The 14707-nt window shown below is 71.4% G+C and carries 13 protein-coding genes; 4 read left to right on the top strand and 9 right to left on the bottom strand.

All coding sequences use genetic code 11. The features are described 5' to 3' along the window. Positions 1-12: 12 nt before the first annotated feature. The 4 genes from GRS48_RS08185 to GRS48_RS08170 form a co-directional block, all read right to left on the bottom strand. Entirely contained in the window at positions 13-2307 is a 2295-nt protein-coding gene (locus GRS48_RS08185; RefSeq protein WP_159485375.1) for a DUF3488 and DUF4129 domain-containing transglutaminase family protein, read from the bottom strand. Continuing rightward, on the bottom strand, positions 2304-3515 hold the full coding sequence (locus tag GRS48_RS08180) for a DUF58 domain-containing protein (RefSeq protein ID WP_159485373.1): 1212 nt from the start codon (positions 3513-3515) through the stop codon (positions 2304-2306). The genes GRS48_RS08185 and GRS48_RS08180 overlap by 4 nt, the downstream gene beginning before the upstream one ends. A gap of 4 nt (positions 3516-3519) precedes the next feature. Beyond that, the gene (locus GRS48_RS08175; protein WP_159485371.1) at positions 3520-4542 is read right to left on the bottom strand and encodes a MoxR family ATPase; all 1023 of its coding nucleotides are present in this window, start codon (positions 4540-4542) and stop codon (positions 3520-3522) included. 314 nt (positions 4543-4856) lie between these two features. Further along, positions 4857-6185: a dihydroorotase gene (locus GRS48_RS08170; protein ID WP_159485369.1), complete on the bottom strand. Its 1329-nt coding sequence runs from the start codon at positions 6183-6185 to the stop codon at positions 4857-4859. A gap of 215 nt (positions 6186-6400) precedes the next feature. On the opposite strand from GRS48_RS08170, the gene serS reads away from it, so the two are divergent. The 3 genes from serS to GRS48_RS08155 all read left to right on the top strand — a co-directional run bounded on the left by serS (position 6401) and on the right by GRS48_RS08155 (position 10981). Beyond that, the gene (gene serS, locus GRS48_RS08165; protein ID WP_159485367.1) at positions 6401-7771 is read left to right on the top strand and encodes a serine--tRNA ligase; all 1371 of its coding nucleotides are present in this window, start codon (positions 6401-6403) and stop codon (positions 7769-7771) included. 83 nt (positions 7772-7854) lie between these two features. Continuing rightward, positions 7855-9213, top strand: coding sequence for a HEAT repeat domain-containing protein (locus tag GRS48_RS08160; protein WP_159485365.1), 1359 nt, complete (start codon positions 7855-7857; stop codon positions 9211-9213). Between the two features lie 127 nt (positions 9214-9340). Next, entirely contained in the window at positions 9341-10981 is a 1641-nt protein-coding gene (locus GRS48_RS08155; protein ID WP_321168357.1) for a phospholipase D-like domain-containing protein, read from the top strand. 28 nt (positions 10982-11009) lie between these two features. Here the strand turns inward: GRS48_RS08155 and GRS48_RS08150 are convergent, their stop codons facing one another. The 3 genes from GRS48_RS08150 to GRS48_RS08140 all read right to left on the bottom strand — a co-directional run bounded on the left by GRS48_RS08150 (position 11010) and on the right by GRS48_RS08140 (position 12605). After that, positions 11010-11654, bottom strand: coding sequence for an HAD family hydrolase (locus GRS48_RS08150; protein WP_159485602.1), 645 nt, complete (start codon positions 11652-11654; stop codon positions 11010-11012). A gap of 179 nt (positions 11655-11833) precedes the next feature. After that, positions 11834-12253: an LWR-salt protein gene (gene lwrS / locus GRS48_RS08145; protein ID WP_159485363.1), complete on the bottom strand. Its 420-nt coding sequence runs from the start codon at positions 12251-12253 to the stop codon at positions 11834-11836. A gap of 76 nt (positions 12254-12329) precedes the next feature. Then, positions 12330-12605, bottom strand: a complete 276-nt coding sequence (locus GRS48_RS08140) for a 4a-hydroxytetrahydrobiopterin dehydratase (RefSeq protein ID WP_159485361.1) — start codon at positions 12603-12605, stop codon at positions 12330-12332. 152 nt (positions 12606-12757) lie between these two features. Between GRS48_RS08140 and uppS the strand changes: the two genes are divergently transcribed. Further along, positions 12758-13702, top strand: coding sequence for a polyprenyl diphosphate synthase (uppS, locus tag GRS48_RS08135; protein WP_159485359.1), 945 nt, complete (start codon positions 12758-12760; stop codon positions 13700-13702). A 163-nt stretch (positions 13703-13865) separates the two neighbouring features. Here uppS and GRS48_RS08130 read toward each other — a convergent pair whose 3' ends face one another. After that, positions 13866-14324 carry an NOB1 family endonuclease gene (locus GRS48_RS08130; RefSeq protein WP_159485357.1) on the bottom strand — a complete coding sequence of 153 codons (459 nt, stop codon included), beginning with the start codon at positions 14322-14324 and terminating at the stop codon, positions 13866-13868. Further along, positions 14324-14569 carry a PRC-barrel domain-containing protein gene (locus GRS48_RS08125; RefSeq protein WP_159485355.1) on the bottom strand — a complete coding sequence of 82 codons (246 nt, stop codon included), beginning with the start codon at positions 14567-14569 and terminating at the stop codon, positions 14324-14326. The genes GRS48_RS08130 and GRS48_RS08125 overlap by 1 nt, the downstream gene beginning before the upstream one ends. Positions 14570-14707 lie beyond the last annotated feature (138 nt).

Genomic DNA, 14707 nt, shown 5'->3' with positions numbered 1-14707 from the left:
ACCGGGCCGACCTCACGCTCGGGACAACAACCCGCCGATCACGGGCGTCGCCTCCAGGGCGAGCCGTCGCACCGTCGCGCGCGCCTCGTCGGCGTCCTCGCGGGTCACCGTGCCGGCGTACATCGCCCGCTCGTACGCCTCGCCGACCCCGTGGACGCGCTCGTCGACGCCGCGGAGCCGGAGCGCGGCCAGGTACGACCGGGGCGTCTCGCCCGGTCGCCGGGGGCGATAGCGGTCGGAGAGCAGGTATTCGAGGTCGACGAACGCCCGCTGGACGTCGGTCGCCGGGTCCCGCCGTCGCGCCGGGAGCCGGACCCCGATTGCACGGTACGCCCGGGTCGTCGCGCCGGTGTGGTGTGCTCCCGCGATCGCGACGACCACGAGGAACAGCGCGTAGCCGAGCGTCTCCCGGGACGGCACGGGGAGCCAGCCGCCCGGTCCCGTCCCGCCCGCTTCGGCCGCCCCGCCGACGTCGGCCTCATAACCCAGCTCGTCGGGTTCGGGCCCTTCGAGCCCGTCCATCGGGTCGGCGACTCCGTCCGTGACGTTGCCGTCGGTGGCGTTCGCGTCGCTGGCGGCTCCGTCGACGGGGGCATCGTCGTCGACCGGGACGCCCGGTGCCGGCTCCTCGTCGACGGTCGCCCCCTGCTCGGGCACCGACAGCGCCGTGTCGACGTCCTCAGCGCCGCTGGCGCGCGCCTCGGCGAGTCGGGCCAGCCGCACCTGATCGCGCTCCGCGCTGGGGGTCGGGTCGAACTCGACCCACCCGTGCTCGGGGACGTGCACCGTCACCCACGCGTGGGCGTCCTGCCCGCGGACGACCCACTCGTCGTCGGACACCTGCTCGCCGCTGCTGTACCCGGTGACGAACCGGGCGGGGATCCCCTGTGAACGCAACATGACGACCATCGTCGTCGCGAAGTACGTGCAGTACCCGGCGTCCATCTCGAAGAGGAACCCGTCGGCGACGTCGCCGTCGGGTCGCGCCACGGACAGCGAGTAGTCGTACTCCTCGATCAGGTAGCGCTCGATCGCGACCGCTCGGTCGTAGGGAGTGTCGGCGTCGGCCTCGGCGAGGATCTCGGCGGTCCGGTCGCCGACGCGGTCGGGCGTGCTCTCGGGGAGCTGGGTGTACCGGTCGACGATCCGGTCGTCGTACTCGTCGCCCGCGGCGCGGAGGTCGTCGGGGTCGGCGTCGAGGACTCGGCTCTCGACGGTCACTCGATCGCCCGCGAGCACCGGGGTCCCCGGCCGGATCGTTCCCCGATCGTCGACCTGCGCGCTGCCGGCGACCGGCCCCGCCACGTCGACGGCCTGCCACGGGGCGGGGATCGTCCCCATCACCGTCTCCGTGGTGAAGGAGGACTCGACGGTGACGGTCTCACCGGGCGGGCCGGCGAGCGGCCCGTCGAGGGGGTCTGGCTCGCCGGATCGAACCCAGCCGTCGCCGGTGTAGGTGTCGTAGGACCCCGTGTGCCAGTTCGCAGCACGGTCGCTTCGCATCGTGAACCGGACCTCCGGGGAGAGGCGGGTCGAGCCGACGATCTCGAGCTCGTCGTCGCCGTCGAGCGTCGATTCGAGCCCCGGGGTTCCGCGGTCGCCTCCCCACGGCTGGGCCGCGCCGGCGGGGATGAGCGTCACCGTCGCGCTCGCGACGACCATCAGCGCCAACAGGACCGCGAGCGTGTCCCCGCGGCTCCGCAGGCCGCCGGGGACCGAAAGCGTCGTCAGGCCGGCCGCGAGCGCGACGCCGCCGACGCCGACGAGAGTGGCGGCGCCGGTCGCGTCGCCGGTGAGCACGAGGAACCCCAGCGTCCCCCCGGCGACCCCCGCGGCGGGCACGTGCCGCCCGCGTCCGGTCAGGTACGCGACGAGGAACGTCGGCACGGGCGCGACCGCGAGCACCCACACGTCGGTGAGCGTGAGCCGCAACACCGAGAGCCCGGTGAGCAGCGAGAGGGTGTCGACCGCGACGGCACGGATCGAGAACAGGGCCCGCTGGCTCTCCGGAACGGCGAAGTAGTACCCGGCGAGCCCGACGACGAGGAGGACCGCGGTCAGGACCGCCGCGGTTCGCTCGTCGATCACGCGGGCGAGCACGACCCCCGCGACCGCGGCGGCCCCCATCGCGAGCGCGACGCGGGCGGTCCCGCCCACCACGTCGGTCAGCGAGAAGAAGACGTGTACGTACGCGGCCACGACAACGAGGACGCCGACGCTCGCTGGTCGCGCCAGCCCGTCGGGCAGCAGGCCGGCTGGCACCGGGCCGGCGGGGGCGGTCACGGCGTCGTCGCGGGATCGGGTCATCGACGTTCACCTCCATCGAGGGATCCGGCGCTCTCGGTTCCGCCGTCGGCGATGGGGGATCCGGTGGCGGTCCCGTCTCTGCTCCCCACGGGCCCCGTGCCGTCCCCGGAACCGACACCGCTCGTGCCGTCCTCGGAACCGATACCGTCCGTTCCGTCCCCGAAACCCACTGCATCCGTACCGTCCGATCCGGCCCTCTCCCCGGCCTCCGCTCGCAGATCGGCGAAGGAGACGACGCTGTCGCCCGCGCGGAGCCAGGCGTCAGCCTCGTCGGCGACGACGAGGACGTCCTGGTCGGCGTCGACGGCGGGATCCCCCGGACCGGTTCGCGCGGTCAACTCCAGCAAGGACCGTCGGCCGGTCGGTCCGGGGGCGGCGGCGACCGTCCCCGCGGGGAGGGTCACGTCGACCGAGACCCCGTCGGCCAGGAGCGCGAGCCCGAGGCTGGCGGTCGCGCTCGCGAGCACGTCCGCCGCGGCGTCGCCCTCGCCCGCGGCCGTCCGACCGACGATGGAGACGCGCCGGTCGTCGGTCTCCGCGGCGAACTCCTTGACGACGATGCCGTCGTGTTTGGCGGTCGCCGGCCAGTGGACGTCGCGGAGCGCGTCGCCGCGGGCGTACTCGCGGAGCCGATCGAACTCCTCGCGCTGGCGGCTCTGGCCGAGCGCTCCGTCGGCGTACAGCCCCCGCCGGAACCGCGCGGGGACGGGCTGGCGCTGGGGATACGCCAGCACGACGGTCTCGTCGGCGAGATCCATGCGACGAGTGAACAGCCCGAACACGTCCGTCGCCTCGAGCGTCACGGGACCGAACCGGCGCTCGCCGCGGGCGGCGTATCGAACCGTGTACGAGACGGGCTCCGCGCCGACGGTCGTCGACATCGCCGTCGCGTCCCCGTCGAGCCCGTCGTCGAGCCCGTCGGTCACCCGCGCGACGAACGGGGACGCGATCGACTCGCCGGGGGCCGTCCCGTGGAACGCGATCGACACCTCGCGCGTGTCGCCGACGGCCCCGTCGTCGGGACGCGACCGCTCGACGCGGGGGGTCTCGATCCGGGCGACCTGCAGGTAACCCGCCACGAGCGCGACGCCGCCGGACAGCACGACCGCGTTGAGCGATCGCCCCCCCGCGGCGACTGCCATGACGACGCCGAGGAGGCAGGCCGCGACGACGACGCGCCCCCGACGGGTGAGACGCACGGACGCCATCGGCTCACTCCACCGCGACCGCGTCGAGCGCTTCGGCGACGAGGTCGGCACCGACGTCTCCACCCGTGTCGCCTCGGATCCGATGGGCGAGCACGGTCGGTGCCTCCCGTTGCACGTCGTCGGGAACCACGTAGTCGCGACCGTCGAGCACCGCGCGGACCTGTGCGGTCCGCAGCAGCGCGAGGCTGCCTCGGGGGCTCACGCCGAGGTCCGCGTGTCGTCGGGTGTACGCTGCCAGCCGAGCGACGTACCCTCGGAGCGGCTCCGTCGCCTCGACGCCGGCGACCGTCGCGCGTGCGCGGCGGAGGTCGTCGAGGCTCGCGACCGGTTCGACCGATTCGACCGGATGGTCCCCGTTCCCGCCGATCATTCGGTCGAGGATCGCCGCCTCGTCGTCCGTCCCGGGGTAGCCGAGCCGGATCTTCTTCGTGAAGCGGTCGACCTCGGCGACGGGGAGCTCGTAGGTCCGTCCCGGCTCGACGTCGTTCTGCGTCGCGATGACGCAGAACGGGTCGGGGAGCGCGCGCGTCACGCCGTCCGTCGTCACCTGCCGCTCCTCCATCGCCTCCAACAGTGCGGACTGCGTTTTCGGCGGGGCGCGGTTGATCTCGTCGCCGAGGACGAAGTTGGCGAACACCGGCCCCGGCCGGAAGTCGAACTCCTCGGTGCGCTGGTTGAACACGTTGACGCCGGTCACGTCCGACGGGAGGAGGTCCGGGGTGAACTGCACGCGCTTGAACGACGCGTCGACCGAGCGGGCGACCGCCTTCGCGAGCGTCGTCTTCCCCACGCCGGGGACGTCCTCGACGAGGAGATGCCCGCCGGCGAGCACCGTGACGACGACGTGTTCGACGGCGTCGCGCTTGCCGACGATCACGGTCTCCACGTTGTCGATGACCCGCTCCGCGACGGCGGCCGCCTCCGTCGTTCCGAGGGCTCCGTGCTCCGCCGACGCGTCGCCGGCGTCGCCCGTCTGGCCCGCTTCGGCCGCCTCGCCCGTCTCGGCCACGTCGGTCGCGTCAGTCATCGCCGTGTGGTTCGTGAGTTCGCCGCACGTCTCCGATCGGTTCGCGGTTCGCTGTCGGTTCGCGGTTCGCTGTCGGTTCGCGGTTCGCTGTCGGCTCGTGGCTCGGTGTCGGTTCGCGGTTCGCTGTCGGTTCGTCGATCGGTCGCGTGCCGAACGACGATGGCCGAGCCGCGGGGATGGTTCGGTTCATGTGAACACAGCACTCGATGGTGATGTGTCCGATCCTATGTGAAGGAGCGGCATATGCGTTCCGCCGGGAAGAGAGCGCCTGAAGGGACGATATCTCCCGTCTCTTCCGATATCAACCGTTCCCGCTACGCCTGTCGAACGTTCCGCCCCGTCGGCTCGCCGAACGACTCCGCGCCCGTCACGGGGTCGCGGTCGTAGACGACCTCGCCGCGGAGGACGGTCAGCTCGGGGAAGACGCCCTGCCAGCCCTCGAACGGCGTCCACCCGCAGGCGCTGTGGAGCGCGCCCGCCTCGATCTCGCGCGGGTCGGTCAGGTCGACGAGGACGAAGTCGGCGTCGGCCCCGACCTCGATCCGCCCCTTCCGGTCCAGCCCGAAGACCGACGCGGGGTTCGCGGCGACGACGTCGCGGACCGTCTCCAAGGGGAGGTCGCCCTTCCGCACGGACTCCAACAGGAGCGGATACATCGTCTCCACGCCGGGGACCCCGCTCGGGGCGTCGGTGAGTCCCTGCCGCTTCTCGGCGACCGTGTGCGGGGCGTGGTCGGTGGCGACGACGTCGACGTCGCCGTCGCGGAGCCGTTCGAAGACGGCGACGCGGCGCTCCTCCGACCGAAGCGGCGGGTTCATCCGGCCGAACGTCCCGAGCCGACCCGTGTTCTCCCGCGAGAGGAAGAGGTGGTGCGGGCTGACCTCGCAGGTCGCGTCCGCGCCGTCCGCGGCCGCGTCGGCGACCGCGTCGATCCCCTCCGGCGTCGACGTGTGTGCGATGTGGACGCGCGCGTCGCTGCGCGCGCCGGCGGCCACGGCCCGCTCGACGGCGGCGGCTTCCGCCTCGGCGGTCCGGTAGGCCGACCACGCGTCGGCGGTCGCCGCCGTTCCGATCCCGCCGAGGTCGCCCTCGAGCGCCGACTCGTCGAACAGCGTCGCGTCCTCCGCGTGGACCGTGACGGGGACGTCACGGGCGGCCGCCTCGTCGAGCGCCTCCTCGAACAGGTCGAGGTCGATCCCCATGTCGCCCGTCGAGTCCGCGAGGAACACCTCCCCCAGCGCGAACACGGAGCGATCGAACAGCGATTCGGGGTCCCAATCCGGGGTGACGCCGCCGTTGATCCCGTAGTCGACGACGGACGCCGCGGCCAGCTCCGCCTTCTCGTCGAACGCCGCGCCGTCGACGGTCGGCGGCGACGTGTTCGGCTGGTCGACGACCGTCGTGACGCCGCCGGCGGCCGCGCTCCGCGAGCCGCTCGTCCAGGTCTCCTTGTGGCTACCGCCGGGCTCGCGGAAGTGCACGTGAACGTCTATCGCGCCCGGCAGGAGGTGTCGGCCGCGCGCGTCGACGACCAGGTCGTCGGGGACGGGGCCGAGCCCCTCGCCGACTGCAGTGATCGACCCGTCACGAACCCGCACGTCGCGAACCCGCCCGTCCGCCAACTCCGCCCCGGTAATGAGCATGGTGGGTGAGTCGGCGCGGGGCAAATAAACGGTGGTGATCGGACGGGCGAAACGAAGTGGTGATCGGACGGGCGAAACGAAGTGGCGATCGGACGGGCGAAACGAAGTGGCGATCGGACGGGCGAAACGAAGGTGGCGACCGGGCGGGCCGTCGACCCGAGGCTCGCGGCGACCCTCCGATACGGTTTTGGGCCGTCCCCCGGAAACGTGCGTAAATGCTGTCGCGACAGTTCCTCCGGGAGAACCCCGACACGGTCCGCGAGGCGCTCACGAACAAGGGCGTCGACGTGGACCTCGACCGGATACTCGACGTCGACGAGGAGTGGCGTGCGCTCAAGAGCCGCGGCGACGACCTGCGCCACGAGCGCAACCAGGTCTCCTCGCGGATCGGCGAGCTGAAAGCGGACGGCAAGGAGGCCGAGGCTCAGGAGGCGATCGAGCGGTCCCAGGAGCTCAAAGCCGAGCTCAACGGGATCGAGGAGCGCGCCGACGAGCTCGAGGCGGAGCTGGAGTCGTCGCTGCTCGAGCTCCCGGGGATCCCCCACGAATCGGTGCCGGTCGGCGCGGACGAGTCGGAGAACGTCGAACTCCGTCGCGAGGGCTTCGACGACCTGCGTGACCTCCCCGGGACGCTCGTCCCGCACTACGACCTCGGCGAGGACCTCGAGATCCTCGACTTCGACCGCGGGTCGAAGGTGGCGGGCGCGGGCTTTTACGTCGCGAAGGGGGACGGCGCGCGCCTCGAACACGCGCTGATCCAGTTCATGCTCGACGTCCACCGCGAACAGGGGTACCACGACGTGTTCCCGCCGCTGCCGGTCAACTCGGCGTCGATGCGCGGGACGGGACAGTTCCCGAAGTTCACCGAGGACGCCTACCGGATCGAGGGCGACAACACCGAACCGTACGACGACGACGACCTCTGGCTGCTCCCGACCGCCGAGGTTCCCGTGACGAACCTCCACCGCGACGAGATCCTCCTCGACGAGGACCTCCCGCTGAAGTATCAGGCGTACACGCCGAACTTCCGGCAGGAGGCCGGCGAACACGGCACCGAGACGCGCGGGATCGTCCGGGTCCACCAGTTCAACAAGGTGGAGATGGTGAACTTCGTGAAACCCGAGGCGAGCTACGAGCGCTTCGAGGGCCTCGTCGACGAGGCCGAGGAGGTGCTCCGACGCCTCGAGCTCCCGTACCGCGTCCTCGAGATGTGCACCGGCGACCTCGGCTTCACGCAGTCGAAGAAGTACGACCTCGAGGTGTGGGCCCCCGCCGACGACATGGAGGGCGGACCCGACGAGGGCGGTCGCTGGCTCGAGGTCTCCTCGGTGTCGAACTTCGAGGACTTCCAAGCGCGCCGCGCGGGGATCCGGTACCGCGAGGAGCACCACGAGTCGGCCGACTTCCTCCACACGCTCAACGGCTCGGGCCTCGCGGTGCCCCGCGTCGTCGTCGCGATCATGGAGTACTACCAGAACGACGACGGCACCGTCACGGTCCCCGAGCCGCTCCGACCGTACATGGGCGGCATCGAGGTCATCGAGGGACACGAGGCCGTCGGCGAGACGAAGCTCGGCGGTGACTGAGCGGCCGACCCGACGCGAGGAGAACACGCCTTCCGGCACGAAGGGAAACGCCTTAATGGACCACGCGCGCAGGTGTTACGTATATGAGCAACGGCGATGACGACCCGGCCGACGCCCCGGATCCGGCCGACGCCGCGGACGACACGGAGGAGGCTGCCGACGCCGAGGGGGCCGCCGCACCGACCCTCCCGGACGAGCCGACCGAGGAGTCCCTGACCGAGTACCTCGACGAGATCGAGGCGCTCCTGGAGGACGCCGACACCGAGGCCGACCTCGACGACGTCGAGGCCCTGTTGGACGACGCCGAAGCGGGCGTGGCGGAGGCGGACCTCCCCGAGCCCGACGAGGACGACGAGGACGCCGACGACCCGCGAGGGGACCTCGAGGACCGTATCGCCGGCCTTCGCGACGAGCTTGAGGAGGCCCGCGGCCCGTACGCCGAGGACGTCGTCGCCGCGGTCGAGGCGGCCGCCGAAACCGTCTCCGACACCGAGTGGACGGCCGACGGCGTCGACGACGTCGCGGCGGCCGTCGAATCGTTCGCCGGCGACGTCGCGGACGCGGTCGACGTCGGCGTCGACGTCGCCGCAGAGAGTGAGGACCCCGCCTCGCTCGCGGCCGCGCTCGAAGCGATCGCCGAGGGCGTCGGCGACGCCGGGCTGGACCCGGACGACGACGCCGAGACGATCGCGGACCTGATCGCGGCGGCGGACGCGCTTGCTGACGCCCTGGAGAACGCCGAGGAGTGGGACGACCTCGAAACCAACGAGCAGCTCCGGGCACAGGGCTTTTACGACGTGCTCGGCCACTACAAGGACTACCCCGTCGAGTGGTCCGCGCTGAAGGAACACGAAACGCGCGGCAACGTCGACATGATCCTCCTCGCGCTCGACTCGCTCGGCTCCGACTTCATGGAGCGACACTGCCTGGAGGCGCTCGAACGGATGGGCAAGCGCGGGAAGACGGACGCCTCCGTCGAGGAGCTGCTCGGCCGCGCGGGCAAGCGCGACCAGTTCGCGATCCGCATCCTGGGGAAGATGGCCGCCGAGGAAGCCACCGAGACGCTCGTCGAGTACGTCGACGAGGACTCGAACCCCGGGCTCCAGAAGGTGACGTTCAAGGCGCTCGGCGAGATCGGTGCCGCGGAGGCGGTGCAGCCGCTCGCGAACAAGCTGGCGATGGACGACGATCAGGTCCGCCCGCACGCCGCACGTGCGCTCGGACTCATCGGCGACACGCGTGCCGTCGAGCCGCTCGCCGACGCGCTCGCCGAGGACGACTCCGACGACGTCCGCGCGGCCGCCGGCTGGGCGCTCCGGCAGATCGGCACGCGGGACGCGCTGGAGGCCGTCGCCGAGCACGCCGACGAGCGCGTCTACATCGTACAGACCGAGGCCGAGAAGGCGATCGCGGCCCTCGACGCCGACGTCCCGACCGCGTAGCGGGACCGACTCCGACCCACCAGCAGCACGACCCTCCGAACTGCCGTCCGAGGATCCTTTTCGAGCACACGTTCCGAGGACCCTCTTCGAGCACACGTTTTTATCGGATGCCGGGCCCAGACGGGCCGTGCGCCGCCGTACCGTCGTCCTCGTCACCGTCCTCGTCGCCCTCGCCGCTCTCGTGGCGGCGGCCACGCTTCCGGCCGTGAGCGCCGCCGAGTTGCCGAACGGGACGTCATCGGCCCCGGCGAACGGCACCCTCCAAGACGGGCCCGACGCCGGCGGTTCCGACGCGCGGATCGTCGAGCTGTACCCGAACCCGGTCGCGGCGGGGAACCGCGGCGAGTACCTCGTGGTTCGGCTCCCGGAGCGGGGGAACTGGTCGCTCGACGACGGCTATCACGACGCGGCGATCCCGGCGAACGCGAGCGGCGAGATCGCGCTCGCGATGGACCCGTCGAACGCGAGCGCACACGTCGACGACGTCGACGTCCACGGGCTCGACGACTACTTCCCGTTGGCGGCGACCGGCGACCGGATCGAGCTCCGCCGGGACGGGCGCGTCGTCGACGTCGTCGAGTACGGCCGCGTCCGAGACGGCTATCGCTGGCGGGCCGCCTGGGGGGAGTGGCGGCCGGACGGGTACGAGCCACGGTCCGCCGAAGAGGCGGCGGGAGCGACGGTGACGCCGTTCGTCCTCCCGGATAGCCCCGATGCGCCGATCGCGGCGGTTTCGGGGGCCGAGGAGCGCCTCCTCCTGGCGGGGTACACGCTCGAATCGGCGCGGGTGGTCGACGCGCTCGTCGCGGCCGCCGACCGCGGCGTGACGGTACGCGTGCTGATCGAGGGGACGCCCGTCGGCGGCTTCTCGGAGCGCGGCGCGTCGGTCGGCGACCGGCTCGATTCGGCCGGCGTCGACGTGCGAGTGCTCGACGGGAACCCCGACCGTTTCCGGTTTCATCACGCCAAGTACGCCGTCGCGGACGACCGCGCGGTCGTGCTCACGGAGAACTGGAAGGCGTCCGGCACCGGCGGCCGGTCGAACCGCGGCTGGGGCGTCGTCGCGGCCGACGAGCGCGTCGCGGACGATCTCGCCGCCCTGTTCGAGAACGACGCCGCGGCCGGGGACACGCGGGAGTGGACCGCGTTCCGTCGCGACGCCGCCGTCTACCCGTCAGGGACCGCCAACGACACCTACCCCGCCCGGTTCGAGCCGCCGCCGGCGACGGCCGCTGACGTGACGCTTCTGACCGCACCCGGGAACGCGGCTGACCGACTGGTCGCCCGGATCGACGAGGCGGACGACCGGGCGCTCGCGATCGTGCCGCGAACCGGCGGTCCCGACGAGCGTGTCGTACACGCGCTCCGGCGTGCCGCCGACCGGGGCGTCGACGCCCGCCTGCTGTTGTCGGGCGCGTGGTACGACCGGGACCGGAACCGGGAGCTCGCGGCGTCGCTCGCCGACGAGCCGATCGACGTCGCCGTCGCGGAGCCCCGGGGACGGTTCGGCAAGGTCCACGCGAAGGGCGTCGTCGTCGACGACGCCGTCGTGGTGGGGAGCCTCAACTACAACGAGGTGGCACGGACCGAGAATCGAGAGGTCCTGCTCGCGATCGAGAGCGCGGCCGTCGCCGACTTCTACGCGCGGGCGTACGCGGCCGACTGGCGCGGCGGCGGGCGCCAGCTTCCGATGGGGTTGCTCGGAGGGTTCGGCATCGCGCTCGCCGCGGGACTGGCCGTCGCCCGGCGGGAGGTGACGTTCGTCTGAGCGGCACGGTGGCTCGGAGGACCGCTCGCTACCACAGTTCGTCGAAGCTGTCCACGCGTCGGTCGCCGAGCACGCAGCGACCGCGGTCGGCGTGGCCGACGCGCTCGACGTGGACCGCGTCGAGCCCGGCGTTCCACGCCGCGCCCACGTCGCTCTCGCCGTCGCCCGCGTAGTATCCGCGATCGGTGGCCGCCGAGACGCCCATCTCCCGCATCGCCAGCCGGAGCGGGTCGGGGTCGGGCTTCCAGCCGGTGTCGTCCGTACAACAGACGATCGCGTCGAACCGGTCGTGGAGGTCGAGCCGGTCGAGCACCGGGTCCGCGAGGAACCGTTGACAGTGGGTCACGAGGCCGGCGGGAGCGGTCGACTCAGCGAGCCGATCGAGCAGGCGGGCCGCGTCGTCGTGGAGGAACGTCGACGCTGCCCGAGCGGCCGGGTCCTCTACGGCGTGGAAGGCGGGCCAGAACCGGTCGGGATCGATACCGAGGTCGCGTAAGGTGTCCGCCCGCGCGCCGCCCAGACCGTGCCAGAGGACGTACGCCTCCCGGTCGCTGAACCGCCGTCCGAGCCGGTCGCCGACCCGGTCGAACACCGACCGGGTGTACGACCAGTCGGCGTCGACGAGGGTGCCGTCGAGATCGAACAGATGGAAATCGTACTCGGAGAGGACCATGAAGTCGGCCATACGTGATCGGACGATAAATCGGTTTCCGTCCCTTCGGGGGAGCGGATGCGGTGGGTGCGGTAGATGTGGGGGATGCGGTAGATGTGGGGGATGCGGTAGATGTTGGAGGTGCGGTAGATGTGGGGGATGCGGTAGATGTCGGGGTGCGGCGGGTGTGATCTCGGGGATCACCCTCGGACGTGGATCGACGACCCGAAGTACTTGTGAAGGACCTCGTCGACGGAGTCGGCGTTGAACCGGTCTACGTCCTCGCCGATCCCCGCCTTCAGCGCGTCGAGGTACGCCTCGTCGGTCCGGAGCTCGCTGAAGGCGACCTCGACGACGGTGACCCCGAGACGGTCCGTGGCGAACGTACGGAACGTCGGCTCGTCGCCGACCTCGCCGCGCCAGAGCCGATCGCGGAAGAACAGCCAGTCGACGGCGTCCGACCCGGCCGGCCGATCCGAGCCGTTCGCTACGGACGATCCCTCCGGCCCGTCCGGGAGGGGCGCGGGGATCGCCATGGTCGTCTCGAAGCGGTTCGGCTCGACTCGTGCTCCCGCGGGCGTCAGCCGGAACGTCACGCGGAAGCGATACGTTGCGTCCATCGTGTTTCTCTCGTCGTTTCCCTCGTCGGTCTTTGGTGGCGTCTCTCGTGATCTCGTTGGGGCGATGTCCCCGCGTTCAGTACTCGTCGTTACAGAGCCCGGCGGATCGAAGGTCACGCTTCGTGACCCCGTCGACCTCGTGAGTGGTGAAGCGAACCGTAACCGACTCGTAACCGATCTCCATCGTAGGGTGGTGGTGCTGCTCCTCGGCCACCTCGGCGACCGCGTTCGCGAAAGTGACGCCGTCGAGGTAGGCGTCGAACCCGTAGGTCCGGACGATCTCGGTCCCGTCGCGCCGCCAGCCGTCGGGGAGGGCTCGCTCGACCTCCGCCGCCGAGAGTACGTTCACCATACGTCGACGTTCGTCGCGCCCGCGATAACCGTTTCCCCGTTCGCGTCCGGAACGCCTCCCGCCCCGGGTTCCCGGCCTCGAGGGCGCGAGTCAGTGCCGGAACGACACCGGACACGAAAAGGTACATACCGCCGGGTGTCGTGGCCTCGACCATGCCGACCCGGATCCGCGAAGGCGTCGAACGCGCGTACCTCCGACTCCTCCGTCGCGAGATCGACCGGGTCCCCGAACACGTCGCGATCATCCAGGACGGGAATCGCCGCTACGCGCGCGAGCGTGGCGACGACGCGCCCGACGGCCACCGCGCGGGTGCCGACACGACCGAGCGCGTGCTCGATTGGTGTGCGGACCTCGGTATCGAGGAGCTGACGCTGTACGCCTTCTCGACCGAGAACTTCGCGCGGCCGGCGGCGGAGCTGGAGCCGCTGTTCGATCTGTTGGAGGCGAAGCTCCGGGAGTTCGCCGACGCCGACCGGGTCCACGACCAGGGGGTCTGTATCCACGCGATCGGCGACGTGGCCCGCCTCCCGCCCCGGGTCCGCGACGCCGTCGACTACGCCGAACGCCGCACCGCCGACAACGACCGGTTCCGGCTCAACGTCGCGTTGGCGTACGGCGGGCGGAACGAGCTCCTCTCGGCGGCTCGCGGGATCGCCCGCGAGGTCGCCGCCGGGGAGCTCGACCCGACGGACGTGGACGTCGGAACGGTCGAGGACCGCCTGTACGACCGACCCGTCCGCGACGTCGACCTCATCGTCCGCACCGGCGGGGACGAGCGCACCTCGAACTTCCTCCCGTGGCACGCGAACGGCAACGAGGCGGCCGTCTACTTCTGTGCGCCCTACTGGCCGGAGTTCTCCGAGATCGACTTCATGCGGGCGATCCGAACGTATCAGTCGAGGGAGGAGTCGTGGCGGCGGGACCGCACGGAGCGGGCGGTCGCGCTCGTCCGTGCCGTCGCCGAGGTGGAGCTCGCGGAGGCGCGACGCGTCGCCGGACGGCTCCGGGAGCGGCTCCCGATCGTCGACCCGGACGCGCTCGCGACGGCGGTCCCGGACGGCGACGCCGCGGACGGCGACTCGGACTCGATCGATTGAGGGCGGAGTCGTGCGGTCCGTTGCAGCGCGTACGTGGGATCCGTTGCAGCGCGTACGTGGGATCCGTTGCAGCGCGTACGTGGGATCCGTTGCAGCGCGTACGTGGGGTCCGTCCGAATCGCTCGGTTCGTAGAGGGATCCCCTCGGATCGTCGGCCCCTGCCTCAGGCGGGGTTCTTCCGGCTCAGATCGCTGCCACAGATCGGACAGCGCTCCTTGTTCTCGTCGAACGTCCGCCCGCAGCCGGCACACTGGAAACGCCACTCGCGCTCCTCGGTGATCCCCTCCCTCGCGATCGGTTCGACGGAGACGTCGAGCCGCTCGGCGACGTTCTGCATCGCGTAGTCGTCGGTAACGAGGGTGCCGCCGAGCTCGAGCGCGGTCGCGACCAGCCGTAGGTCCGTGTCGGACAGCTCCGCGGCGTCGCCGGAGCCCGTCGCCGCGCGTTCGACTTGACCGACCGCGCCCGGGGCCGGCACGTGGATCGTCATTCCGGAGCCCTCCATCGCGTCGAACCGGAGGGCGGTCCCGCCCTGGAGCTCCTCGTGCACCTCGGGGATCGAGGCGACCTCGTCGTCGGTCGTGTACTCGTGGATGAACGCGGACGAGTCGAGGATCCGCATCAGCGGGCGACGACGATGTAGTCCTTGACCGCCTGCACGCGCGCGACCGGCACCCGGATCCGACCCCGGTCGTCGACGTCGAACCCGGACCGGGCGGGGTCGAGGTGCTCGTGGGGACTGACGAGGAGGTCGTACAGCTGTCCGGATTTCAAGTCCATCGTGATGTTGTACAGGTCGCCGAGCTCGGTTCCGTCGGCACCCATAACGGCCTTCCCGGAGAGGTTCTCCGCGAGTATGTCTACCATGTCCCCGATCACCCGTGCGACGGTCTTAAACGCCACGGGGCGTCGGACGGACGGCCGACGCGGTTCGTCGTCCACGTTCTGAAACACTTAACTGACGGCCGGGCCGAACGGTACACAACGACCTTTTCGGGGCGATTC

Source organism: Halorubrum sp. JWXQ-INN 858 (genome assembly GCF_009806985.1).
Lineage (GTDB): Archaea > Halobacteriota > Halobacteria > Halobacteriales > Haloferacaceae > Halorubrum.
The sequence above is the reverse complement of the archived record's forward strand: the minus strand, read 5'-3'. Positions and strand labels throughout refer to the sequence as shown.

Coding starts and splice junctions, on each gene's coding strand:
- GRS48_RS08185 (WP_159485375.1), bottom strand. CDS start 2,307: ATGACCCGATCCCGCGACGACGCCGTGACCGCCCCCGCCGGCCCGGTG.
- GRS48_RS08125 (WP_159485355.1), bottom strand. CDS start 14,569: ATGGTAGACATACTCGCGGAGAACCTCTCCGGGAAGGCCGTTATGGGT.
- GRS48_RS08130 (WP_159485357.1), bottom strand. CDS start 14,324: ATGCGGATCCTCGACTCGTCCGCGTTCATCCACGAGTACACGACCGAC.
- serS (WP_159485367.1), top strand. CDS start 6,401: ATGCTGTCGCGACAGTTCCTCCGGGAGAACCCCGACACGGTCCGCGAG.
- GRS48_RS08170 (WP_159485369.1), bottom strand. CDS start 6,185: ATGCTCATTACCGGGGCGGAGTTGGCGGACGGGCGGGTTCGCGACGTG.
- GRS48_RS08150 (WP_159485602.1), bottom strand. CDS start 11,654: ATGGTCCTCTCCGAGTACGATTTCCATCTGTTCGATCTCGACGGCACC.
- uppS (WP_159485359.1), top strand. CDS start 12,758: ATGCCGACCCGGATCCGCGAAGGCGTCGAACGCGCGTACCTCCGACTC.
- GRS48_RS08160 (WP_159485365.1), top strand. CDS start 7,855: ATGAGCAACGGCGATGACGACCCGGCCGACGCCCCGGATCCGGCCGAC.
- GRS48_RS08175 (WP_159485371.1), bottom strand. CDS start 4,542: ATGACTGACGCGACCGACGTGGCCGAGACGGGCGAGGCGGCCGAAGCG.
- GRS48_RS08180 (WP_159485373.1), bottom strand. CDS start 3,515: ATGGCGTCCGTGCGTCTCACCCGTCGGGGGCGCGTCGTCGTCGCGGCC.
- GRS48_RS08140 (WP_159485361.1), bottom strand. CDS start 12,605: ATGGTGAACGTACTCTCGGCGGCGGAGGTCGAGCGAGCCCTCCCCGAC.
- lwrS (WP_159485363.1), bottom strand. CDS start 12,253: ATGGACGCAACGTATCGCTTCCGCGTGACGTTCCGGCTGACGCCCGCG.